Source organism: Moritella sp. JT01 (assembly GCF_001574435.1).
Taxonomy (GTDB): domain Bacteria; phylum Pseudomonadota; class Gammaproteobacteria; order Enterobacterales; family Moritellaceae; genus Moritella.
This window is the reverse complement of the sequence record NZ_LOCN01000010.1, coordinates 1-23,265: the sequence shown is the minus strand read 5'-3', so window position 1 is coordinate 23,265 and position 23,265 is coordinate 1. Positions and strand designations below refer to the sequence as shown.

Below are 23,265 nucleotides of genomic sequence, written 5' to 3'. Positions count from 1 at the left end.
GATGCAAAGGTTTCATCGGCTTCGCCATGCACAGTCGTGGTTCCTGACGTGACTTGTTCTTCCGCATGTGTGATACCAATAGGCAGTGCAGCCAAGCCGAATTGGAGACCAACGAGTAGCGCAATTTTTGTTGCTCTAGGCATTTTAGACAGAGCGCATGAAACCGATAGGACGGAAGCCTCCGTCCGTGGGCAGTAATGGGTCATTGTCGTACCTTTCCTTAATTTTATTAAAAATGAGTAATAATTACTTTTGAATTGGGCGGTATAAGCCTAACCGGTTAGAAAATAAGATGAGCTAGCTTTGGTAACCTTTGATAATGTCATCGATCACGATTTTCAATGAAGTCACACTTGCTGCTGTGATATACCAAGCATCCGCGTCAACCAAGATCACCTTGCCATTTTTCCACGCTTTAGTTTGGCGCAAGAGTGGATTAGCCAAACGTTCAACATCGATGTTAGGTATGCCTTCCATTACCGCGGTGCGATCGATGATATAAAGAATATCGGGATCCGCTTGGTTGATGAACTCGCTCGAAACTGGCTGACCATGGAGGCTGGTTGCAATTTCTGTGCTGGCGGGTTTGACCCCCAAAACATCGAATACAAAACCGTAGCGAGACTCAAGACCAAATGAACTGAATGAGCCATTGTTGTGCATTACCACTAAAGCGGTTTCAGGACGATCAGACGTAACCGCAAGCACTTGCTCGACCTTGGCATCAATTTCAGCCACTTTTTGCTGCGCTAATGCTTGCTTGTCAAAAATTTCGCCAAGATCCAATAAATGCTGCTTGATAACCTCAAGGTGATTACTTTGGCTGTTTCTAAAATCCACATCAAAGTGTAGCGTGGGAGCAAGTTCAGAAAGCGCTTGATACTGGTTAGCATGAAGCGGAGTCATTAATATCAGGTCAGGTTTGAGGGCGTATATTTTTTCCATATTTGGCTGCACGATGGATCCGAGATCTAGCACATTGTCATCGTTTTTATATTTAGCCAAAAAGTGAGGCACAAAGTCTTTAACCATGCCAGCGATGGGCACGCCGAGTTGATCTAAGAAGTCCACTTCATTCATATCCAGCGCCGCAACTCGTTGTGGGCGATGTGAAATCACGGTTTGCCCTAGATTGTGCTCAATGACAATGGGAGTTTCTAACACCTGAGTAATTGAAGGCTGAGTCGTTTGTTGTTCACAACCTGTTAGGGTCACAAGCGTACTGCAAGCCAGCGCGATAGCCAGACTAAGGGTTCTCGTTAACATTAATAATGTCCTCTTATTGTGGGTGGAGTGTTAATTTACAATTGGCTTCGTGCACGCATCGTCGTGGCTAGGAAATATCCTCCGCATAGGATATTAACGAGTATGGTAACGGTTGTTTTGTAATTGAATAGGTGTTCAACGATGAGTTGAGCACCTATGAATACGATGATGGCAACAGCGCAACCAATCGGCAGTGTCACTCGATGCTGACTCGTTCCTGCGAGTGAATATGCGATGTTAGCGACAAAGATACCCATAAATGCAGTTGGCCCAATTAAGCTTATGGAAACGGCCACTAAAATGGCAATTAGAGCAAAATATTTGGGGATGTAATTGGCATCATTAAGTCCAAGTGACATGGCTTGATCGCGGCCCAATCCGACAACATCAAGTTCGCGAATGCATTTTTTAGCCATGATCGCGATGGCGGCCAATGTACCCGCAGCGCAAAGTAAGGTGGCCAGAGTTGCTCTGTCAAAAGAGGCATAACTCAACCCTTGGAAGACTGAAAACTCGCCCGGACTAATCCTTAACTGAATAAATTGTGCCAACGTGGTCAACACCATTGTAAGGACAAAGCCGATCAGCAAGACTTGGTACATGTCTCGCTGGAACTTTTGTAGCACCCAATATTGAATTGCCAACGAATATAATAAAATCAAAATCATAGAGGCAAAAAAATTACCCACGACGCCTAGCATTGCGATGCCTCCGGTGCCGAGAAAAAGTAACAATAGAGCCTGAAAAACGAGATAAATAGATTCGTACCCCATAATGGAAGGGGTCAGGACCCGATTTCCAGCCAAGGTTTGAAAGGTGATGGCGGCGGTCGCAACACAGCTTCCGCCAATAAATATGGCCGCTAGCTTTGCCAATCTTTTAGGGATGATGTAATCAAAATCAAACCCGGAACCGACAAATATAAAGGCGACGGACAGCAGTAAAACCACGGTAGTAGCCATCGTGAACATAAAAGTCGTGTTGGTGGCTCTCATGCACGACTCCTTTTGATAATCAAGGCGAGGAACATAACCCCACCGATACCGCTAGCAGTCAGGCCAATAGGCACTTCGAAAGGAAAGATCACCAGTCGACTGATGATGTCACAAAATATCAGTAACGAAGCGCCACCCAGTGCCACGATTGGCAGCGTTTTTTGCAAATTATCGCCATACCTAAGTGCCACGATGTTCGGGACAACTAAACCGACAAAATGAATAGCGCCGACAGTCACTACGGTAACAGCAACGGTAATGGCAACGAGAACAAGGCCAAGTGCCGCGGTTACCGTATAATTGATACCCAAATTTGCAGCCATGTCTTCACCCATCCCCATCAAGGTGAATCGGTGAGCAAAAAAATAAGTCAGCAAGGTGATGGGTAAAATTAAAAATATGATCTCATAGTGTCCTTCCACCACCTTAGAAAAGTCACCTATTAACCATCCTTGCATACTTTGTAACATGTTATTTTGATAGGCATAAAATTCAGCCAATGCACTTAGCATACCGCCAAACATGAGCCCAATAACGGGTACTAATGCTGTGTTACTGAATTTTATTTTTCGAATGATAGCGATATAAATTAAGCTTGCAGCGAAACAAAAGATCACGGCAAAAAACATTCGATCGAGCTTGTCTGAAGAAGGGAGGAGCACCATAGAAACTAAAATCCCGAGTTTGGCCGCATCCAGTCCTCCCGTGGTTCCAGGTTCTACGAAGCGGTTTCTCACAATGTGTTGGAGTATAACGCCACTCATTGCTAATCCAGCGCCAGTCAGTATTAAAGCTGCCAGCCGAGGTAAGCGACTGGCCGTGATTGGCAGCCAAGCTTGTTCATTCAATGTGATAAGAAGCGTCCAATCTATTTGTCTCGCACCAACAAATATCGAAATAAAACACAGGGACGAAAAAAAACCAAATACGCGTAACCTCATTACTACTGAATCTCTACTTTACTATTAACTAAATGATTTACTTGACCCCGACAGCCAATCTAAATGATAATCAATCGTAACACCATTATCAACAAATTGTAAATAAATTCATACGCATTTTAATAAGTTAGCGCTACAGAAAAAATTAAAATGTTCAACGAAGAGTCAGGATTATTATGTCTAACCAACAAACTGAAAAAAAAAACCTATTGCCAATCAGTGAATATGAAGAAAAAATATGGATGCAACAATTACAAAAACCGCACAGTATGGAGTGGGTTTTAGCATTTTATACTCTGGATAATAGGTGTGAAATTGAATATCTTGAAAAGGCAATCCATAAGTTTGTTATGGAAGATGCACAGTTAAATTTACGCTATTGTTTCACTGAGAGCTATGAATTAGAAAAACAGATCATATCTAATTACTTCCCAGCGTTAGAGATAAAAAAAACAGAGCGCGCTGCGCTTAGTGGTCTTGTCGAAGCCTTACAGAAGCGAAATTGGGAGTCTGAATCTCAGGCCCCATTTTTTGCCACTTTGCTACAAACAGAGGAAGATTTATATCTTTGTTTAGGTCAGCACCCAATATTAAACGAGATAATAAACAAGGAAACATTAAGTGCTCAGCTTTCAAGCAACTATCAATTATTCAATCAGGAAGGAGAAAACCTGATTTTGAACGCTGCTGAAATAGTGGGGGTTAACACAGCTGAAGTCAGCGATTCTATCGATAAAATTGCCGACACAATATTAAATGCATTCAAAGAAAGCCTCGATGATCCAGATGTTGAGTTAGATGATGACTTTTTTGAAATTGGTGGACATTCACTTTTGGCTACACGGATCATTGGCAATTTGGTGAACGCGCATAATATCGAAATTAGCTTCAATGACTTCTTTAAGAGTCCAACCGCACAAGATTTAGCTAAATGTGCCTCGGTAAAAAATACCAATGCAGTGGTAAAATCAGCAGAACTGGGGGGAAATATTAACTCAAATAACCCCATGATTGACGATAAATTTCCACTGTCGATGGCACAATCATTTCTATGGGATTCACACGTTGCAACAGGGATGGGAGCAATATTTAACTTGCCTTTTGCAATTCGTTTTGACGGTGAAGTCGATGAGAACGTTTTCAAGCAAGCTTTTACCGATCTGTTATTAAGACATATTGGGTTAAGAACACTTTTTGTGTACCACAATAGTCAGGTGCAGCAACAAGTAATTGATGAAACACAGCTTGGTGACTATCTCTGGTTTTGGAGTAGTGAAGACACGGGTGAAGCCAGTCTAGAATCTGAAGCTGCTTATGTTTTTGATTTGTCGAGAGAGTTACCACTGCGAATACGCTTCTTCAAAGACAAAGACACGAAGCAACAAACATTGTCATTCCTTATCCACCATATGGTCATTGATGAATGGTCACTCAACACATTAATGCCAGAATTGTCTCAAGCTTACATGGCTAGACTTCAAGGAGAATCTCCAGTTTGGGACAAACCAGCAAATACAATTCATGAATATGCGGTTGCTCAGCAGAGCCGTGGACCTCACCAAGAAGACTTGAACTATTGGGTTAATCATCTTCAACAGGCAACGCCAGGTTTGACACTGCTAGAGGATAAATCATTGGAGGACACAAACCCGACGCCTAATTCAATTGAGGCAAAATGGATAGAGTTAGATTTAGGCACAAATGCTCACAACGTGGTAGCAGCCTTGGCAAGAAAGCACAGTTCGTCAACCTTTAGCGTGGTTTATTCGGCTATCGCGCAAGCGTTGCAGCGCTTAGGTAACCTAGATGAACTGGTGATTGGTACATCAGCTTCTGGTCGTGATGAGCCTAAGTATTATGATACGGTTGGGTATTTCACAACGATGGTCGCTCACCGAGTTGTTTTTAAACCTAAACAAGCCTTTGGTAATCTGATTGAACATGTCACAGGTACTATCAATGATAGTATGAACCATGCGACGGTACCAATTAACCTTGTTCAGCGAAAATTGGAAATCCCTGCTGAAAATGGCCTTCTGTTTGATGTTTATGTGCAAATTCATGCAGACAACGCGCTTTACGGTTCATTGCAAAAACCACAAGGAAACAAAGTCTCGTATCAGCAGATTTTGCCCAAAAAGACAGAGTCTTTGTTCGGGCTGCATTTTGAAATTATGGAAAATGTGGTGGACGAGCAACGCACGTTGCGTTTAATTGTCACTTATCAGACGGCTCGCTATAACAAAGATCAGGTTTTCAAAATTGGTCAAGCGATGAGAGAAGCGCTTACAACAGAGTCAGTCTTTGAATCGACAACAGTCGAAACGGTGTAGTTACAACAACTAAAAACATGGCCAAGTTTTAACTTCTTAGACTGGCCATGGTGTTTCTCGTAAAAACGTATTCAATACCAGATTGCAAATGCAATCTGGTTTAGTATTTCAGGAGAATTGTTCGCGAAGTGCTTTCTTGTCTACTTTGCCAACCGAAGTCTTAGGCAGGCGATCCACAAACACAACTTTGTCCGGGATTTTGTAGTCAGCCATTCCGCAGTTTCGCAAAAAACGTTTCAGTTCTAATGGCTTAATACTGGTATCTGGTTTATTAACAACAACAGCGCAGCTTCGCTCGCCAAGGTAGTCGTCAGGGATAGCGATAAGTGCCGCATCATGAACCCCATTAAATAACAGCATTTGATTCTCAACCTCTTCAGCGGCAATTTTTTCACCACCTCTGTTGATTTGGTCCTTGTCCCGACCGGTAACGATAATATTGCCAGCGGCTGTTATTTTCACAATATCGCCCGTGCGATAAAAGCCCTGAGCATTAAAAGATCGGTTATTGTGTTCAGGGGCTTTATAGTAACCACGAATGGTATATGGCCCTTGCGTTAGTAATACGCCTTCTTCTCCTGCTGTTACCGGTTGCCCCAGTTCATCAACAACGACCAGTTCGTCCAGTGGTGATATGGGTCTGCCCTGAGTAGTAAATATAACGTCATCGGTGTCATCAAGTCGTGTATAATTGACTAAACCTTCTGCCATACCAAATACCTGCTGCAATTTACAATTCAGCGCTTTCGGCAGCCTTCGTGCCGCAGCCTCACTGAACTTTGCCCCCCCCACCTGAACCAGCGACAGGCTCGAGATATCCTGTTCTGAATGTTCGGCATAACCCATCCAAAGCAGAGCTAACGGAGGCACTAGTGCGGATACCGTTACGTTGTGGCGCGCTATCAAATCAAATGCGTTCTGAGGTGCAGGATCCTGTGTTAGGACGACGGTCCCCCCAGCCCAAAAAACGCCTAGCGCACCCGGTGAACTAAGTGGGAAGTTGTGAGCAGCAGGTAAGGCACAAAGATAACAAGTGGATTGGTCGAATTGGCAAATGTCAACGCTTGCGGTAATGCTGTAGGCGTAGTCATTGTGTGTTCTCGGGATCAACTTTGGTGTCCCTGTAGTTCCTCCGGAAAGTTGAAAGAAAGCGATATCATCAGCATCAGCGTTCTGAGTTGCCGCGATTTGATGATAACAAGTACTAAGTGATACAAACTTAGGGTGATTATTAGCATCTCCTTTAACAACAACATGCTCAATAGTAGGACAGGCATCGAGAACATCCAGAGCAAGCCTTTGAAAATTATACGTTTGGGTATCCCCATCGATAATATAGGCCTTAGCGTTAGTATGCTGACAAAAATACTGAATCTCTGCGGCTCTGTGTGCAGGCAATGCGAGCACTGGCCGTATGCCTTTTTGGGTCAAGGCAAAAAAGCATTCGTAAAACTCAGCGACATTGGTCATCTGTAAGACAACATTATCACCTTTGGATAGACCGAGTGCGGAAAAGCCTTGTGCAAGCTTGGCGCTACGCTGACTTAGCTGCTCGTAAGACAGTGTCTGGTTGCCACAAATAACTGCAGTGGCCTGCGGAGAAGACCTGACAGTGTGAGTCAAGTAATCGAAAAGTGTTTTGCCCTGCCAGTAATTAAGCTCTCTGTATTGCTGTTCTAGAGCTGTAGGCCATAATATTAAATCGTTGTTATAAAGCATAATTAACTCATTAAGCGGTAAGTTGTTCGTCAAATTGAATGCCAGCTGCGGATAATATGGTTTTCATTTTTGCTCCGGTTTCGTCTAGCTCGCTCTGAGGTTGCGATTCACTGACTATTCCTGCGCCGGCAAATATTTTCATTTGATTAGACTTGACTTCCGCACACCGTATCGTGACCACCCACTGCCCATTGCCTCGAGAGTCACACCAGCCGATCATGCCCGTAAAGTAGCCTCGTTCAAACGTTTCGAGGTGCTTTATCGCCTCATATGCCGAGTGTCTAGGGTGCCCGCATACAGCTGGGGTGGGATGTAATTCTGCGGCCACTTGCAGCACATTAAGATCATCCAGGTCTGCTTGCCCTTCCAGAACAGTAGACAAGTGAAGCATGCTTTCAGTTTCAATGACGCTTGGAACCATTGGGGTATATAAGTTGCGACAGTATTTACTCATCACTTTTTCTACTTCTTCCACCACTAAACCATGCTCATGAAGATCCTTACCCGTGTTGAGGAGCGACTCTTTCGCGGTCAGGTTTTCTGCTTCCGAAAGGGACTTCGGCCTTGAACCAGCTAAGGGGTTAGAAATCATATGACTGCCGCGTTTAGCAATCAATAACTCCGGACTTGCTCCCATCAGCTTACTGCCAGATTCCAGATTCGCGGCAAAAGTATAGCCTCGCGAATTAATGGCCAGTAAGTTGTGTAATAGATCTGACTGGTTGATCTCCTGTTCCGTGGCCACTTCAACGGCTCGCGATAATACGACTTTCGATAGTATGTTCTGGTTAAACATTTCTAAAAGGTTGGCAACCCCTTGCTTGTAGTGATGACCGGTTGGTTGAGACACCACATTTGCCTTAGAAAGAACTGCTAATGGTTTTTTTTTCGCTCGTGGGCTGCTAGAAACATACAACGTTTCAGGGATAATCAGTTGCGTCGGGTAATCTTGATTAAATGGCACTACTCCAAACAGAATCGGGTTATCACACTCATCTATTTTTGCAGATTTAAGCATCTCCTTCGCCTTATCCGCCAGTGCTGAAAATGGAATCGACTGCCGAAAAGATTGTTCAATCCCAGAGGCGAGCATCGACGAATCTGCTGAGGCAAAGAAAAATGGTGATGAGACAAGCTCTTTTTCGATCAATTTTTCTGACATATGTGAAAACCCGACAACTTTACGCTTCATTAAAATTTCCTCTAATATAAAGTTAATATTATGTTATTTCTTACCTAGCAATCGACTGAATCGATACGAATGATTATTATTATCACCTTGATTTATACAAAATCCTTATTCATAATTCACGTGTCGACATACGATTTTCACAAATCACACCTAAGGCTTAAACAAAATATGTCATTAAAAAATAAAAAGATTTTACTAGTCGGAGCCGCGTCTGGTATCGGTCTATCAGTGCTAGACAGCCTGCTTTCCGCTGGAGCAAACGTTACCGTCGCCGATAAACAAATCGACTTACTTAAACAAAACAGCGAGTCACTTTTTCCTCAGTACAGTGAGCAGTTTCAATGTCACTATCTGGACCTCGCCGATCACAGTAGTATTACCCGCAGTGTCGATATTTGGCAGGAACAAGGCGCTTTCGACCACTTAGTCTGTTGTGCAGGAGTCCTGCATATAGGCGCTTTGCACGAGCTTCCACTAGAAACAGTTAAACGCACCTTCGATATCAATACCTTTGGAGTACTTGCGCTGATGCAGGCTGTCGCAAAAACGATGAAAAACCAGCGTTCCGGCAGTATGGTGATCGTTGGTTCCAATGCTGCAAACACGCCACGCCAATCAATTGGTGCCTATGGGGCGTCAAAAGCGGCACTGCATCTAATGGTAAAATGTATTGGTATCGAATTAGCTTCATTTGGTATCCGCTGCAATATTGTTAGCCCCGGATCTACTGATACACCAATGCAGAGACAGCTGTGGACCGACGACTATGGTGAACCAGAAGTCATCGCAGGTGATGCAAGTCAGTTCCGCCTGGGTATACCTTTAAACAAACTTGCTCAACCCAAAGACATTGCCCATGCCGTTCTTTTTCTCCTTTCTGATGCCGCAGGCCATATCACCATGCACGACTTGCGTGTTGACGGTGGTGCTACTTTGGATAATTAGCCTTAATGGGTTGCAGCTCACCCGAAACCATTTGGTGATAGACCTTTCAGTCACCGAAAGCAGAGACACTGTTATTTTCTAGATATAAGACAACGGTTATATCTAGATTCGTGGTCGTAGTTACTAGCCTAATAGACATGAACGGCTGTAATAAGCACCACGCAATAAACGCGAATGAAAATCGTTTGCGTTAGGGTTTCGGATTTTGTGTTAAATAACATGGTTTGTCAAGGAACAATCCCTCAGAGGTATACAGCCTCATTTATATGCGGAGTTTATACTGGTCATATTGATCCAGAGGCTCGTTTTATTTTTGGCTGCGCAGTGGCTAGTGAAAAGTGTTCTAGTTTGAAACCACGTTTAGTGTGATCATCAATTTCATTGGCGACCGCTATTTATTATATATTCAGTGCTAACAAAATGGTGTAACAGTATGATTGTGATTGAAAATCTCTCAAAAAACTATGGAAGTATCAAGGTCATTGATGAGGTGAATGTTCAATTCAAAAAGGGAAAAGTGACATCTATTATTGGCCCTAACGGTGCAGGGAAAAGTACTTTATTGTCCATGGCTTCTCGACTTGCAGAGAGAGACAGTGGGAGCGTGTTATTAGATTTCAAAGAAATTTGCGAGTGGGATACAGCAGAACTGGCCAAGCACCTCGCTGTTTTGCGTCAGTCGAACTCGGTGACCATGCGTTTTACGGTCAGAGAAATAGTCTCTTTTGGGCGTTTTCCATATTCCAAAGGAAAATTAACCACAGAAGACCAAGCCGTGATAGATCAATCTATTGACTACTTGGCGTTAAGCGACATCCAAAATAAATATTTGGACGAATTAAGTGGCGGCCAACGTCAGCTAGCTTATATTGCGATGGTTATCGCGCAAGATACGGATTACGTTTTTTTGGATGAGCCACTTAACAACTTGGACATCAAACATTCACTTAAAATCATGAAAAATATTCAGCGATTGGCAAGAGATATGAATAAAGCGGTGGTCTTAGTTATTCATGATATCAACTTCGCAGCCTGTTATTCCGATGTTATTGTGGCGTTGAAAAAAGGAAAAGTGGTGGCAAGTGGGCCCGTAGAAAAGGTGATTCAAGCAGATGTTCTCAGTGGTATTTACGAGACACCATTCAACATCATAGAGGTAGAAGGGAAAAGAATGTGTACTTATCACTAGCAAAACAGGTCTGTTGGCACTGAAAATGTCTAAATAACAGAAACCAGTTCCTGAGTTACTGCATCAGGCCAGTCGTGTGATTTAGCCGTAGCAGGAAGTAAATTTTGTTGCTTATTCTCCATAGAGCAAAAGGATAGTATCGGCGGAAAAATAGAGGTTTTCTCTTCTTTATTGCAGTCCGCTAACACAGTTATTATATTCTTATCAAAGTAATAAATGGCATCCGCTAAACTTTTTCTTCCTTTTAAGATTAATTGCGAATAGTTATCATTATCAATTGATTTTATTCAGTAATGTGTTTTAAAATCACTGGAACTGATACTTGTTTTCAACTACGCGAGATGAAAGCTTATCTTTTTTAAAGTGAAACACTGAAGTTCCCTCAATAAAACATCGTAAAAAAGGATTATTAGATGGCGATTCCCAAAATAGCCTCGTATGAAACACCTCAACCAGCATCATTCCCAATGAACAAAGTGAATTGGAATGTTGATTCTACAAAAGCCGTACTGCTGGTACATGATTTACAAGAGTATTTCCTTAACTTTTTTGATCGAACTCAGGCTCCTGTACCAGAGCTCCTAGCCAATGTAAAAAGAGTTCAAAGTATGTCTAGAGAAGCTGGAATTCCTGTAATTTACACGGCTCAGCCGGCTAATCAAGATCCGCAAGAGCGGGCGTTACTCACAGATTTTTGGGGAACGGGACTGACACAAGATACAGAGATTGCTTCTGATATTGCACCAGAAGAAGGTGATATTCTGTACACGAAATGGCGCTATAGTGCTTTCAAAAAAACGAATTTACTCAAATGGATGAAAGAAAATCAACGTGACCAATTGATCATTGTTGGTGTGTATGGGCACATAGGTATCTTATCGACTGCGCTTGACGCTTTTATGCTCGACATCAAGCCATTCGTCATAGGCGATGCGATAGCGGATTTTTCAGCCGAGGATCATGCCTTCACGCTCAAATACGTGACAGGCAGAAGTGGCTGTGTAAAATCAATTGAACAATTGAGCAAAGATCTCTCGCGTACCACTCGCTCTGCAGAGCTTAGCCTAGAAAGCATGCGCAAGGACGTTGCAGGCATTCTTGATATCGATTTAGATGAAGTGGATGTTAAAGAAAATTTGATCTTTCTCGGCCTTGATTCCATTCGCGTCATGACATTACATGATCGCTGGAAGAAGCAAGGGTTCAATATCGACTTGTCCGACATGGTGAAAAAGAACACGCTCGAGGAGTGGTGTCAAGCGGCACAAGAAGGTCAGGTAACTGCTTAATCCCCCCCTCCAATTAGTTAATTGATTTAAAGATGCACACGCTATATTTTTGTAATGAAAACCGTTACAAAAATATTTCTATTGATAAGCTGAAGTCTGTTAGATAATCGTTAAATTCCATTAACCACTGCAAGCCAATAAATAGAGATTAAAGGGCTACCTCTTAAACAACATGTCTAATAATTCACAAAATAAAGCATAGGTGTAACACTCTTTTATCGTAATCATAAGCAAAGTTAGGTGGAGATAATGGATCTATTAATCGTATTTCACTCTAAACATCACGATGAGATATCCCGTTATCACAATCCAATTTAAATATTACCTAGTAATATTTACCCCCCCCCCTAACTTAAAACAAATAATCGCTGTTATGTTACATATTCAAGCAACTGCGCATAACGCATGTTATGTAAGATCAGCGCCTGAAGAATGGTTCGTTACGTCAAATATAGCGAACTAACTCCCCGAAAATATCATTTCAAGCAAGTTTAACCACCAAAATAAAATATGCGTTTTGATTAATCATTTGGCGATTTTGATTCACCCGTGATTAGTAGTTGTCTTTTTTTTGCACTCAATCCTTCGCTTATTTCCTTAGAATACCATTTTTTTTACTCGCGCTATCGTAGCCCGAGAGCAACCAAGTGCATTTTGTATATCCGTATAACTCAGTCCACCAGAAAGCATTGTTTTAATGTTTTTGTGTAACTCGATATTAATCTGTTTACCTTTGTATTTACCTTCTTCCTTGGCCTTCGCTATCCCTTGTTTTTGTCGTTTCTGTCTTGTTTCGTAATCATCACGAGCCATAGCAGCACCAAGATCTAACATGAAGCTCGTTAATGCTTGTTGTATTGCTGATAACTCTGGTTGGCTTGTTGCGAGTGCTTGGTGTGTCATAGGTTGATCGACAACAACAATAGTCAGACCTTTTTCTTGAATACGTGATTTTAACGTTTGCCATTGCTGATAAGGTAGGCGGGTTAATCGGTCCACTTTTTCAATAACCAATACATCTCCACTATGCGAATCATTGATCAATCGTTCCAGTTCTGGTCGCTCTGCTTTAGTTCCACTTTCATTCTCAATATAGAAGCCTGCGATCTTGTGTTTGCATTGTTCAACAAAAGCGGAAACTTCTTCTTTTGCTCTATCTGCGGATTGTTCTTGTGTGGAAGCGCGTAGATAACATCGGATAAACATAATATCGCCTCTAGTTTCGTTTAAGTGGTTTCATTGTGTCGGTTTCATTAGGGTGGTGTCAATATCAAATGAAACTAAATTATGGAAGCGCACAGCTGGTTTCGTTAGAGCATACCTATAGTGAACCAAAGCAGCAGCGATCTACAAGACCACTTAAACGTTAATTCAATCATTTTTATCACGCAGGTAATTTGAACGTGTGTAGGCGTTACTAGGTAATGCTAATTCTGTTGTGACAAAGGAATATCTCATTTGGATGTTTGATAGTAGTTAGCTACACGCTTGGAATAATCCTTGGTAGGAGTTAATTCGCTATATTTGATGTAGCGAACCATAATGTTAATAATGCGCAACGCCACTTTACCTCTTAGAAAAGAAACCTTCACCAAAGCCTATTTAGGCAGCTTCAATATCATTTTCAGCCTTTATATTTGCAAGGTGATTTTGCTCTATTATAGGGAAAATAGATTCCAGCTAAATATATAACCTTATCCACAATTACAGTGGATAAACCAGGTATAACAATAAACTTGCCTTACCCAACTAAAATGTAGTACATTTGTACTACATTTTTCATTCAGGGGTATAAAGTGAAAACAATTGCAGTGATCAATCAGAAAGGCGGCGTAGGTAAAACAACGACAGTAATCAACCTGTCAGCCCAGCTAGCCAAGGAAAACAAACGTGTTCTTGTTATCGATTTAGATCCACAGGCCAACTTAACAGCAGTTATGACTGGTGGTGAATTCGAGTTTGAATCATCGATAACAGACGTATTTGAATCAGCTAAAAACAACCCTATCAAAAAAGCAATTACCCCTGCAGTCTCTAAAAAAGGCGTGATAGAAAATCTCTATGTCTGCCCGACTGATATTCGCCTCAGCCGAGTGATAGAACAAAGCTTAACAAAAGTACACAGAGAACGTATCTTGCTAAAGCAACTGGACTCTATCAAAGATGATTACGATATTGTGCTGCTCGACTGCCCACCAAATCTAAGCTTAACTTCTGTAAATGCCATGATGGCAGCAGACCTATTTCTTATCCCTGTTGATGGCGGAAGCTTTTCATTAAATGGTCTTGCCGATCTACTGGATGCATTAGAAGAAGTTAAAGAAACTGAAGATGTAAACTACGCAGTTTTCAGAAATGAGTATGCGAAAGCAAACAAACTAATTAATAACTACTTGCAAGAAGAGCTCGATAATCTTGAAGATCGGGTATTAAAAACGACAATTCGCCGTACTGAAGTCATTGGCCAAGCAAGCGTAACCGGTGAAACAATTTTAAATTATCAGCCTGGTTCAACCGTAGTAACAGACTACAAGAATCTTGCAAAAGAAGTGCTAGAACGTCTTTAACTTATAAAAGTGTATTTATTAATATGAGCAAATTACAAGGTGCTTCATCGCTTAGCCGTAGAAGACAAAAGAAAAAAGAACAGCAAGAAATAGATCAGCCGAAAGATAAAATCACAACCGTAGCAACAAAGCGTAATGTGACAACCGGAGCTAAACCGGTATCGATTAGGTTAAGTGAAAACAACCAAGCAGATCTAAATCTATGGCTTCAAGACTTAGAATTAGAAATGGGTAAAAAGGTAACAGCAGCCAAACTTGTTCGCGGGATAATTCACATGCGTGATGATATAAATAAAGACGATCTAATTAACGCGATTAATGTGGCTAATTAGTTTTTCTAAAAACAAAATGTAGTACATTTGTACTACATTTATTTTGATAGCTACAGAACTTCAGCACCAGGTACATAGCCGCCGACCTTAGCGACTTCACGTTTAATACCATCATTAAAATCATAAGGCAAACCGCACCACTTCCTTATAATTTCTATTTCCTTAAGGAAATTCATTCGACATAAATCTTTGATTACAATATTGCGAACCAATCCATCTTCAATAATTCCGTCCAGTTGTTTAATCATTATGGTTTCTTGTAAATCAGGTTCATCATAATGAAAAAATGCATCCAATCGAATCCATAAGTGATAACGCATACTCTCTGAAAGATAAAGTTTCAATGTTGCGCACTCCCAATTATCAGGTTTTTCATTAATCTCTGAACCTTTAGGGATCGCGTTGCTCACGAAAGTTCTTTCCTGCTCAAGCGGACCAAGAAGATCAGCAGTATTATTAAATTCGACACTACTGCAATCAGATTTAAAATTAAGAACTTCATCACCAGTAATAATCAATTCTTTGCGTGGAATGGAGTGCACATCGATATCACTAAAAAAACTGAACTCAGGCATTAACTCAAATTTAAACTGAGCAATACGATATAACATTTTTTCGAAACTTGGATTTAATTCATCAATTAAGTCCTCTTGAACCCTAGATACTAATGAGAAGTAACATTTTTCAGATAGCTTTTTAGCTACGTGATCATATCCAGCATTAGAATAATAATTGTCATACCATATTTTAGTTTCAGGCTGTGAAAGCAGCTTTTCAACAATTGTTATATCAAATACTAGAGATCCAGACTCTGTGTCAAATTGAATACATAACGGATTTTTTGGTGATGTTAATTCGCTGACAATTAAATTCTGATAATCTTTTCGCATTAACAGTTCATAGTAACGGCGCTTCAGCCTTTTCTTTGATGACTCTTTATAATCATCTATAAACTCTGTGACAGTATCGTATATCTCGGCTTTGATGTACTGCCCTTTGCCCCGTCTTGGATAACCATAATTATCAATAATCACTTGACGTTGGCTTGGTGATAACTTCCATTTACCTATTTTCGCCTCACTAATTCTAGAGCCATCAATACCTAATAATGCCCCTAACTCTTTTTGGTTTTTACCTTCATTCAGATAAGCGGATATAGCATGTTGGATCAACAACATTGATTCTTCTTTAGATACTGCAACCATGATTAATTACTCCATTAAGTTATTGCTTGCCAAAAACTTTACAGAAAAGAGCTAGAACAGTCATTACAACAAATTCGTAATAATCCAGAATTAATTACAAACAACAGAAAAGAGAAATGTAGTACAAATGTACTACATTTCATGATGGGTTTATTAAACCATTGGCGAGGCTGAGCGCCGCAACATAAAAGGCCAATAAGTAGCGTAAAGGTGAGGTGTGTTTTTGCCGAGGCTTTCGAGAGCTAAGTTTGGGATTGTTGTTGCTGAAGTGATGCCGATGCTCGCTGCGGGGTTTGCAGTGACAGCTTGTGCTAGGCAGCGAATGCGCGGATAACCATTCTATTAAACATAAAATACATTATACGGCGAAGCGGACAGTTGGGAATTATCAGAGCCTTTTTCTGATAGTGAGCAATTGCGTATAGTGCATTTTATGTTTAGTACGATAACGGAAATACTACCCAGCAGTACGATACATATCAGGAGTGATTATTGGCGTTAGTTCGCTAGATTTAACATTACCTCTTATCTTACTATCGTCAAATGTTTAATCTTCATTCTTAGAACTTCAATATAAGAATGAAGCAAGTTCAATAGTCACATGCTTTCCTGTTTAATAAGTTCAGAAAAATAGTGGTTAGTTATTTCCGTTGGTTTCACGCTGTGAAACCAACATTTAACCCATCCATTAGATAAACGAAATCCAGCGGCAGCACTGCTGACTTAAGCGATAAAATAAAAATATTATTTAGAGATCTTTATTTTATCGCTTAAGTCAAAATGGCTAAACAATTCACTTATGGAGATTTTTATGAATATTGATTTTTTGGGTATGTTTCAAGTTTGGATTGAATCACCGAACAATAGGTTCTATCCAATTCTTTTTGTGCTTTTATTCTTTTTTCTGGCCTGGGTGCTTAAGGAAGGTTAAAGTCATGCAAGGTAGTGCGCACTAAATTAATCCTTATTCGTATGTACGTATTTATAGTGTAGTGGAGTAATACATTTAGCCTCTTAAGTGGAGGCTTTTTAGATCTAAGACTAAAATCGTCCCTGAGCGGCCTATTGAACATAGAAGTGATAACGCGCATAACGATGATCGGGTTAAGTAATGGCAATAAGTATTACTAGGTAATACTTAATCTTATGACAACGGAATATCTCATTGGGATGTTTGATGGCCGTCAAGTACGCGCCTGGAATAATTATTGGTGGGTGTTAGTTCGCTAGATTTCACGTAGCGAACCATCATCTTGTTATCGAACTGACATAACATGCGTTATGCGCAGTGACAGAGAGTGGTTTTCTTTTTAGCTTATGGCCAAATTATCTATATCACTACACTTCAGTATTTATGTATTAGGTTAAGAGTGTATCCTCTTTTTCTTAATCACCTTATGTGCATATAAGTATGGAAGCACAGATAATGCTGTGATCACTGATATAAAAATCAAAATAGCTTGAGCTCCTTCATTTTGGTATACCCATGCCCCAGCGAGACCGCTGATTATTCCAACCCCCTGCTTAACCATAGAATCACACGAAAGCATTAATGATCTTGAATCATCTTCAATTGCATTATTTAACCCAGTTTGTATCATTGGTGCCTCAATAAAGCTTAGAACATAAATTAGCACCATAGCAATAATAAAACCGATGTATGAAGTTGTAAAAGACAGTAGGAAAAATGATGCCGAAAAGGCTATCCTTACTATAGGAATCCAGAGTTCATAGTTAGACTTAGTCGAAACGCGTAGAAGTAGTATTAATACGATAGCACTTGCTAGATAAGAGCTGGCGTAAGCGATCGTATTCTGAAATTCAGTCATGCTTAGGTCAATACCCAAAGGCATCCAAAATACTTCAAAAAATCCAAAGCAAAGGCCATAGGCAAATGATAAGCATAGGTATCTAGAAAAATTCATATTACCTAATACTTCGAGAGCGTTATAAAATTGCTTACTGAAAGGAATTTTACTACTTTGTTGCTCGTTACAACCTTGAATATTTTCAGGTCCAATATCTTCTTTCATTGCGCTAAAAGAAAATATACCTAATATAATCATACCAACTGCGGCTGCATTGAGAATCATTGAGCTATTGAATATTTTAGTTTGTGCACTATAGGATAAGTAACCTGTTAAAAACACACCTAAAGCAATCGCTAATGATATGCCTATAGATGAGTGATTGAATGTCTTATTCATAATTGATATACGGTTATCAGAAGTAATTGTATTGACATACCATGCTTCAAGTGAACCTGAATAAAATGCTCGACCAGCTCCCCAAATAGAATAAGCAATAATGGCCATCTGCACTCCCGATCCTACTGACCAGATAACGTACCCTAAAGCATGAAAAAGTGTTGAAATAGTGAAAATAAATCGTTTTGAAATGCGATCAGATATTGCACCTATTGGCACGTCAAGTAATAAGTATACAATTGCCGAAAAAGAAGATACTAGTCCAACTTCTTTTATCGATATTCCTTGTTCTAAAAGGTGTAGAGTTAAGATAGGGAACGTTAATGCGGCTACAAACCAGTAGCCGCAGCTTACAATAATGTAAACATGAGAATTGTCTAGTTTATGCAACATCCAGTGTATCATTCTCTTTGTGGTTACAGAACTGAGATATTGCAGAAGTAATATTATTTATTGCAGAATTGTCATGAGTTCCAAAGAAAACCTCTCCATGCTCTTCCATTATAATCAATGGTGACTGAGTACTCTGGTATAAACGAGCGATCTTATCACCTAGTTCAGGTTCACCATATGGTAGAGAACCTATTCGTGGGAATTTCTCTGCTTGTTTATTACGAGTAAATCGTTTGCTGTCATGAGTATGTATTATCTGATGGATATTTTTGATGGTATCGAATACTACAAATGCTTCTACTGCGTCTGATGATGGGAGATATGCTCCGCGATAACTAATAGTGTTGGTTTGGCGGTCATACCCTTCTAAGCAAGTTATTCGATCAAGATCAAGCCCGCGGCCTTTTGGTGATTTTGTAGCTGTGATGTACAGACTCCCATTGTGACGCATCGCAAAGTAACCGTCAGTATCAGAACGGTGGTACATATGCAGATCTCCGTAGATATGAGAGCATGAAACAAAATAATCTTTCACACTTTCAGGTAAAATTCTGGAAAGGGACTCATTAGAAAGGCATTTCGTATTATATTTTAAACGGATTGTATCGCAGACAATATTATCCAGAAGCTTTAACTCTGATACTACATATTGATCTTTTCTAAATTCATCTGGGCGCATAATGTTTATACACTCTAAATTACCCGCTTTTCCTTTTTGAATATTAATCTCATTTTCAAACTTAAGAGCTTCATTAGTGCTACGATAAGAAAATGCAATTGAACTAGAAGTGTAGCCCGAGCCTCTCGTGTTTCTCAGTGTTTCTAGTACATCTAGTGTGAAGCTATCTTTGAGTCGTAAAATAGAGTGTGTGATACTAAATGAACTAGTTTTAATAATCGTTAGCATCTCATCTAGAGACTTAGGGGCACAAAACTTTAGGCCGTACATACTACATACAGCTTTGGCTTGAGCAATAGTTGATGATGGTTCTACTTCATCATAGAAAATAATGAATACAGATTCTGGTGAAACTCTATCTTTATAATTTAGCATTGTATTCTCCTATAGATACACGACGGCGAGTAATGAGTCAGAATTGAACCCTGCTATCGATTTTGTGACTAACTCTGTGTGACAATTACATGAATTAGCTAAGTCGCTAATATCTTTGAAAGAATGAATAGTTTCTGTTGAAGTGTATTCGTATTGCTTACTTTCAACTTCAATCTCTACTGGCATTGACACCTCCCAGTTGGTATCACTCCATGTAGGTGAGCGGCTTGGCCACCTGCACTTAACACTACCAATTTCAGTCTCAAACTCTCTTTGACAAATTGACAATTCATTCATGGCGGCAGAGATAATGCTTGGTTTATGGAGTTCAATAACTAGAATAGCGCCCTTGCTTGCATGCCCTTTGCACCAAGATATCACCTTTCGCACATCCATTTTGTTTAAATAGCCGATAGAGAATCTCAGAATAGTAAAAACAGATAGTTGCCTATTCTTCTCTTTGAAAATTTCGGAGGATGGCAAGTGTCCTACAATATAACGTTCCTTATCTTGGAAACCTTTTTTCACCGCGTATTCCTTCATGCTCTCTGATGAATCTAATGAATAAGTGTTATACCCCAATTTTCGAAAAGCTGCTGAATGTCTAGCTGGACCTGCGAATAGTTCAATAATACTGATGTTACTGTTTTCAAGGTTTGCAAACAGAAGGAGTGATTGACTTTGTTTCAAAAAATCTCGGTCATTCGAGAATGCGTCATATATCTCGGGATTTTTCATGTAAAGGTTGTTTATATCTGTCACAACTCATTCCTTGAGTTTAACGTTAGTGATGTTGGGAAACTATTGGTACTTAGTTGGCTTAGCCACTCGATGTACGACACCACATCCAATGTAGGTATATACACCTCTTCACCTAAAGTCCCTAACTGGATTGTTGTAAATTTAACTGTGGTCTCCTTGGCTAGAGCTTGATAGACAGAGGTTATTTCATCTTGTATTCTCTTACTGATTGAGTAGCAAGGGTTTACTATTGACCCCGAATTATTTGCGGCTGTAGAGCTAATATTGATAATAACCCCATACTCTGAAATGCTATTTAAGTTAAAGAGTGCTTCACAAACGTTCTGGTAGCCGAAAGGTCCAGTCTGTAAAAAGCTTTCTAATTCACTTCTATTCAAACTACCTGACTCTCCCCATAACGAAGGGCAGTAAACTACGATATCGAAGACTTTATTAGAGTTTACAAGTGCAGCGTTAATGCTTTCTATTGAAAGTACATCGCAATTATAGTTTTCGATTTTTTCTTTCGTATTATTAGACCTAGCAAACACGGACACCGCCCATCCTTTTTGACTTGTTTGCTCTGCAAGAGCAGATCCTAGACCTTTACTACCTCCAAAAATAGCTATATTCATATAGCAGCCTCCACAAAAAGGTTTAATGATGCTTTTGTATTAGGGATTGCGTGGTCCCAACCGTGATCTAAATACTGAACGTCTTCTTGTTGCTGTGATGTAAGGGTTTCATCAAGAGTCAGTAACGTTCTTAGATCTTTAGGTAAGGTCTGATCATTATAAAACCTCATGAGCTCATAGAACTCTTTTGTATTGTCCAAAATACTTTCAAGAGAAAGTGAGCCATTTTTAAAATGATCTAGGAATGTCTCCATAACTCCGATAGCAAACAAACCTATTGAGTCGAACCAGAATAATACTTGTGGTTCTATCTCGATGAAATAATTTAGCTCTGCTATTTTTTTTGTTATCTCGTAGTGTAAAATTCGACAGATTTCCATTATAGGTTCTAGTTTTGTATCAAAGACAGCATTTGAGTATCCCGGCTGTTCTTTAAAATACAGTAGCCATTTAATATACGTCTTATTGCTTAACTTGTTCTTCCCATTGCCATCCCATGAAGACTCAAAGTTGAAGATAAAATTTGGCATTCCAAGGAACTTGCTATCAGGAAGAGAATATAACTCTTTCAGTACTTTTAAGTTTTCGCCTAGGGACTTGATTGTTGTTTCACGGTTGAAAGTGATGAAACTTAAAGTCATAAATACTTTCATGTCGATTAGCTTTTTGATTGATTGAATCAATCTTTCGCTTCTTACACCTTTATTCATCGCGATCAGGTCGCGTTCATAGAATGACTCAACACCAACAAATACATTCACCAAACCAGCCTCTTTTAACTCTTCTAATGAGTTAAACTTTGCGATCGTGTCTGCTCTTGCGTATATCATGAAGTTAATATCAGAGAATTGCAGTTTAACTTCTTGGCTAAAATAGAGTAAGTCTACCTGTCTTTGTTTTGAGCGACCAATGAACTCGGAGTCCATGAAGACAAAGTTTCGAATGCCACTCTTGTAGTAGACATCGATATCAGATAAAAGGACTGAAATATCTCTCGTTACCCATCGTTCTGCATGGTTATCACCGTGGTTTATATAGCAGAACTTACACTTAAACTCACACCCTCGGGTAGATTCTAGTGAAGCTTTAAAAAGAGGGAGTCTTTTCTCAGAGATATTGCATAAGTGAAAATATGGTTTGACTGTGAACCCTGATTCAAAGGAAATATTTTCATTTACTTTTAGAGACGGATAAAGGTGAGAGCATAGCTTCTTTTCATCGTGCTCAATCAGTGTAACATTGTCTAAATCTGAGACTTTCAAGCGAAGAAATCTAGCTACGTGACCATAAAGAATAACCTGTTTTCCGTGTTCAATGAGATGTTGTGTAATGCGAACAGCATAATGTGGACATGAGCCAGTTTCTCTTACAAAAAGGATAAATTGGTCGTAGTCGTGCTCCATAATTTTTTCTAGAGTATTTGTTTTATCTAAAACAAAGTCGTAAATGTTAAAATCAAGATCAAGACCTACTGCTTCAGAGTATCCCCAAAAATAACTGATTAAATTATCTTCTCTAAGATCTAGATCGTTGTAGTTTGATTGTTGTGGTGGGCGGATAAGTGCTAATTTCATCCTTTAGCTCCGAACTGTAAGGGATTGAAGAAAGGCCAAATTCTCTTGTTCAGCCTTTAATGTTATGTGTTTATATAAGTTTTCTACGGGCTTACACCCATTGTTTGAACAAAACAACGATCCGATTGAACTTTAGGTGAGGACTCGTTTTTAGCTTCTTCTTTCTTTGCTTTCGTTAGATTTACAATCCAATCCATAATGAAATTCCTTTTTTAATTTTAATTAAGCCCACTTGAGCAACATTAACGTAACACTTTGATTACATGACAGCAACCACTTAGTACCAATTAAGTGGTACCAACTAGGTAGTACCAGTGTGTGGCATTACAGATACATACTCTCAACACCTTGGTAGCACACTGGCACTTTCCCTTGAGTTGAAATGGAATATTTCTCTCCTCCTAAAATCATTAAGTAGGCATGTATTTGATGCTCAGTGGAGATAGGTGAATGTGTTTTACCCTGTTCGAGGGAATAGTCGAAAAATCACTACGAGTTTTGTCGCTAGATGTTACGTAATAATCTTGAGGTTAAATCGTCAATAATCGGCCTATTGAACATAAAGGTGACAATGCGCACACACCAAAAGCACCAAAAGCACCAAAAGCTATTCGCTCAAAATACGATTGAAAAAACACTGTTTTTAGCGTCTAACAATAGATATTTACCAAAGATGATTTTGCACTAT

18 protein-coding genes are annotated in these 23,265 nt (G+C 39.9%); 6 read left to right on the top strand and 12 right to left on the bottom strand.

Translation table 11 applies throughout. The features are described from left to right. Positions 1-297: 297 nt before the first annotated feature. The 3 genes from AKG98_RS10925 to AKG98_RS10915 are packed head-to-tail and all read right to left on the bottom strand — an operon-like array spanning position 298 to position 3,202. Positions 298-1,266 carry a siderophore ABC transporter substrate-binding protein gene (locus AKG98_RS10925; RefSeq protein ID WP_067045632.1) on the bottom strand — a complete coding sequence of 323 codons (969 nt, stop codon included), beginning with the start codon at positions 1,264-1,266 and terminating at the stop codon, positions 298-300. A gap of 35 nt (positions 1,267-1,301) precedes the next feature. Beyond that, entirely contained in the window at positions 1,302-2,261 is a 960-nt protein-coding gene (locus AKG98_RS10920) for an iron chelate uptake ABC transporter family permease subunit (protein ID WP_067045630.1), read from the bottom strand. Continuing rightward, a complete protein-coding gene (locus AKG98_RS10915) occupies positions 2,258-3,202 on the bottom strand; it encodes an ABC transporter permease (protein ID WP_067045628.1) in 945 nt (314 codons plus the stop codon). Before AKG98_RS10915 ends, AKG98_RS10920 begins: the two co-directional genes overlap by 4 nt. Before the next feature lie 176 nt (positions 3,203-3,378). Here AKG98_RS10915 and AKG98_RS10910 point away from each other — a divergent pair, with 176 nt between their 5' ends. Next, positions 3,379-5,535: a condensation domain-containing protein gene (locus AKG98_RS10910; protein WP_067045626.1), complete on the top strand. Its 2,157-nt coding sequence runs from the start codon at positions 3,379-3,381 to the stop codon at positions 5,533-5,535. A 108-nt stretch (positions 5,536-5,643) separates the two neighbouring features. On the opposite strand, the gene AKG98_RS10905 is transcribed toward AKG98_RS10910, so the two are convergent. Continuing rightward, on the bottom strand, positions 5,644-7,287 hold the full coding sequence (locus AKG98_RS10905; protein WP_304438680.1) for a (2,3-dihydroxybenzoyl)adenylate synthase: 1,644 nt from the start codon (positions 7,285-7,287) through the stop codon (positions 5,644-5,646). Further along, positions 7,265-8,446: an isochorismate synthase gene (locus AKG98_RS10900; protein ID WP_067045622.1), complete on the bottom strand. Its 1,182-nt coding sequence runs from the start codon at positions 8,444-8,446 to the stop codon at positions 7,265-7,267. The genes AKG98_RS10905 and AKG98_RS10900 overlap by 23 nt, the downstream gene beginning before the upstream one ends. Before the next feature lie 168 nt (positions 8,447-8,614). Between AKG98_RS10900 and AKG98_RS10895 the strand changes: the two genes are divergently transcribed. The 3 genes from AKG98_RS10895 (at position 8,615) to AKG98_RS10885 (ending at position 11,869) form a co-directional block, all read left to right on the top strand. Beyond that, entirely contained in the window at positions 8,615-9,391 is a 777-nt protein-coding gene (locus AKG98_RS10895; protein ID WP_067045620.1) for a 2,3-dihydro-2,3-dihydroxybenzoate dehydrogenase, read from the top strand. A gap of 433 nt (positions 9,392-9,824) precedes the next feature. Next, the gene (locus AKG98_RS10890) at positions 9,825-10,580 is read left to right on the top strand and encodes an ABC transporter ATP-binding protein (protein ID WP_067045618.1); all 756 of its coding nucleotides are present in this window, start codon (positions 9,825-9,827) and stop codon (positions 10,578-10,580) included. Between the two features lie 413 nt (positions 10,581-10,993). Further along, entirely contained in the window at positions 10,994-11,869 is an 876-nt protein-coding gene (locus AKG98_RS10885) for an isochorismatase family protein (RefSeq protein WP_067045615.1), read from the top strand. 597 nt (positions 11,870-12,466) lie between these two features. Here AKG98_RS10885 and AKG98_RS10880 read toward each other — a convergent pair. After that, positions 12,467-13,075, bottom strand: coding sequence for a recombinase family protein (locus AKG98_RS10880; protein WP_067045613.1), 609 nt, complete (start codon positions 13,073-13,075; stop codon positions 12,467-12,469). Positions 13,076-13,665: 590 nt separating this feature from the next. Between AKG98_RS10880 and AKG98_RS10875 the strand changes: the two genes are divergently transcribed. Further along, entirely contained in the window at positions 13,666-14,436 is a 771-nt protein-coding gene (locus tag AKG98_RS10875) for a ParA family protein (protein ID WP_067045611.1), read from the top strand. Between the two features lie 23 nt (positions 14,437-14,459). Further along, positions 14,460-14,768, top strand: coding sequence for a hypothetical protein (locus AKG98_RS10870; protein ID WP_067045610.1), 309 nt, complete (start codon positions 14,460-14,462; stop codon positions 14,766-14,768). 50 nt (positions 14,769-14,818) lie between these two features. Here AKG98_RS10870 and AKG98_RS10865 read toward each other — a convergent pair whose 3' ends face one another. The 6 genes from AKG98_RS10865 to AKG98_RS10840 all read right to left on the bottom strand — a co-directional run bounded on the left by AKG98_RS10865 (position 14,819) and on the right by AKG98_RS10840 (position 22,577). Continuing rightward, on the bottom strand, positions 14,819-15,973 hold the full coding sequence (locus AKG98_RS10865; RefSeq protein ID WP_067045608.1) for a hypothetical protein: 1,155 nt from the start codon (positions 15,971-15,973) through the stop codon (positions 14,819-14,821). A 1,364-nt stretch (positions 15,974-17,337) separates the two neighbouring features. Continuing rightward, a complete protein-coding gene (locus tag AKG98_RS10860; RefSeq protein WP_067045606.1) occupies positions 17,338-18,573 on the bottom strand; it encodes an MFS transporter in 1,236 nt (411 codons plus the stop codon). After that, entirely contained in the window at positions 18,563-19,627 is a 1,065-nt protein-coding gene (locus AKG98_RS10855; protein ID WP_067045604.1) for a hypothetical protein, read from the bottom strand. The genes AKG98_RS10860 and AKG98_RS10855 overlap by 11 nt, the downstream gene beginning before the upstream one ends. Positions 19,628-19,636: 9 nt before the next feature. Next, the gene (locus tag AKG98_RS10850) at positions 19,637-20,389 is read right to left on the bottom strand and encodes a hypothetical protein (protein ID WP_067045602.1); all 753 of its coding nucleotides are present in this window, start codon (positions 20,387-20,389) and stop codon (positions 19,637-19,639) included. Continuing rightward, positions 20,386-21,003 (bottom strand): SDR family oxidoreductase, encoded by a 618-nt coding sequence (locus tag AKG98_RS10845; protein WP_067045600.1) that lies wholly within the window; start codon positions 21,001-21,003, stop codon positions 20,386-20,388. Before AKG98_RS10845 ends, AKG98_RS10850 begins: the two co-directional genes overlap by 4 nt. Next, positions 21,000-22,577 carry a radical SAM protein gene (locus AKG98_RS10840; RefSeq protein ID WP_067045598.1) on the bottom strand — a complete coding sequence of 526 codons (1,578 nt, stop codon included), beginning with the start codon at positions 22,575-22,577 and terminating at the stop codon, positions 21,000-21,002. The genes AKG98_RS10845 and AKG98_RS10840 overlap by 4 nt, the downstream gene beginning before the upstream one ends. Positions 22,578-23,265: the final 688 nt, after the last annotated feature.

Bases quoted from the DNA above. Each gene is read 5' to 3' on its own strand.
- AKG98_RS10925 (WP_067045632.1), bottom strand. From the start codon at position 1,266: ATGTTAACGAGAACCCTTAGTCTGGCTATCGCGCTGGCTTGCAGTACG.
- AKG98_RS10920 (WP_067045630.1), bottom strand. From the start codon at position 2,261: ATGAGAGCCACCAACACGACTTTTATGTTCACGATGGCTACTACCGTG.
- AKG98_RS10915 (WP_067045628.1), bottom strand. From the start codon at position 3,202: ATGAGGTTACGCGTATTTGGTTTTTTTTCGTCCCTGTGTTTTATTTCG.
- AKG98_RS10910 (WP_067045626.1), top strand. From the start codon at position 3,379: ATGTCTAACCAACAAACTGAAAAAAAAAACCTATTGCCAATCAGTGAA.
- AKG98_RS10900 (WP_067045622.1), bottom strand. From the start codon at position 8,446: ATGAAGCGTAAAGTTGTCGGGTTTTCACATATGTCAGAAAAATTGATC.
- AKG98_RS10895 (WP_067045620.1), top strand. From the start codon at position 8,615: ATGTCATTAAAAAATAAAAAGATTTTACTAGTCGGAGCCGCGTCTGGT.
- AKG98_RS10890 (WP_067045618.1), top strand. From the start codon at position 9,825: ATGATTGTGATTGAAAATCTCTCAAAAAACTATGGAAGTATCAAGGTC.
- AKG98_RS10885 (WP_067045615.1), top strand. From the start codon at position 10,994: ATGGCGATTCCCAAAATAGCCTCGTATGAAACACCTCAACCAGCATCA.
- AKG98_RS10880 (WP_067045613.1), bottom strand. From the start codon at position 13,075: ATGTTTATCCGATGTTATCTACGCGCTTCCACACAAGAACAATCCGCA.
- AKG98_RS10870 (WP_067045610.1), top strand. From the start codon at position 14,460: ATGAGCAAATTACAAGGTGCTTCATCGCTTAGCCGTAGAAGACAAAAG.
- AKG98_RS10865 (WP_067045608.1), bottom strand. From the start codon at position 15,973: ATGGTTGCAGTATCTAAAGAAGAATCAATGTTGTTGATCCAACATGCT.
- AKG98_RS10860 (WP_067045606.1), bottom strand. From the start codon at position 18,573: ATGTTGCATAAACTAGACAATTCTCATGTTTACATTATTGTAAGCTGC.
- AKG98_RS10855 (WP_067045604.1), bottom strand. From the start codon at position 19,627: ATGCTAAATTATAAAGATAGAGTTTCACCAGAATCTGTATTCATTATT.
- AKG98_RS10845 (WP_067045600.1), bottom strand. From the start codon at position 21,003: ATGAATATAGCTATTTTTGGAGGTAGTAAAGGTCTAGGATCTGCTCTT.
- AKG98_RS10840 (WP_067045598.1), bottom strand. From the start codon at position 22,577: ATGAAATTAGCACTTATCCGCCCACCACAACAATCAAACTACAACGAT.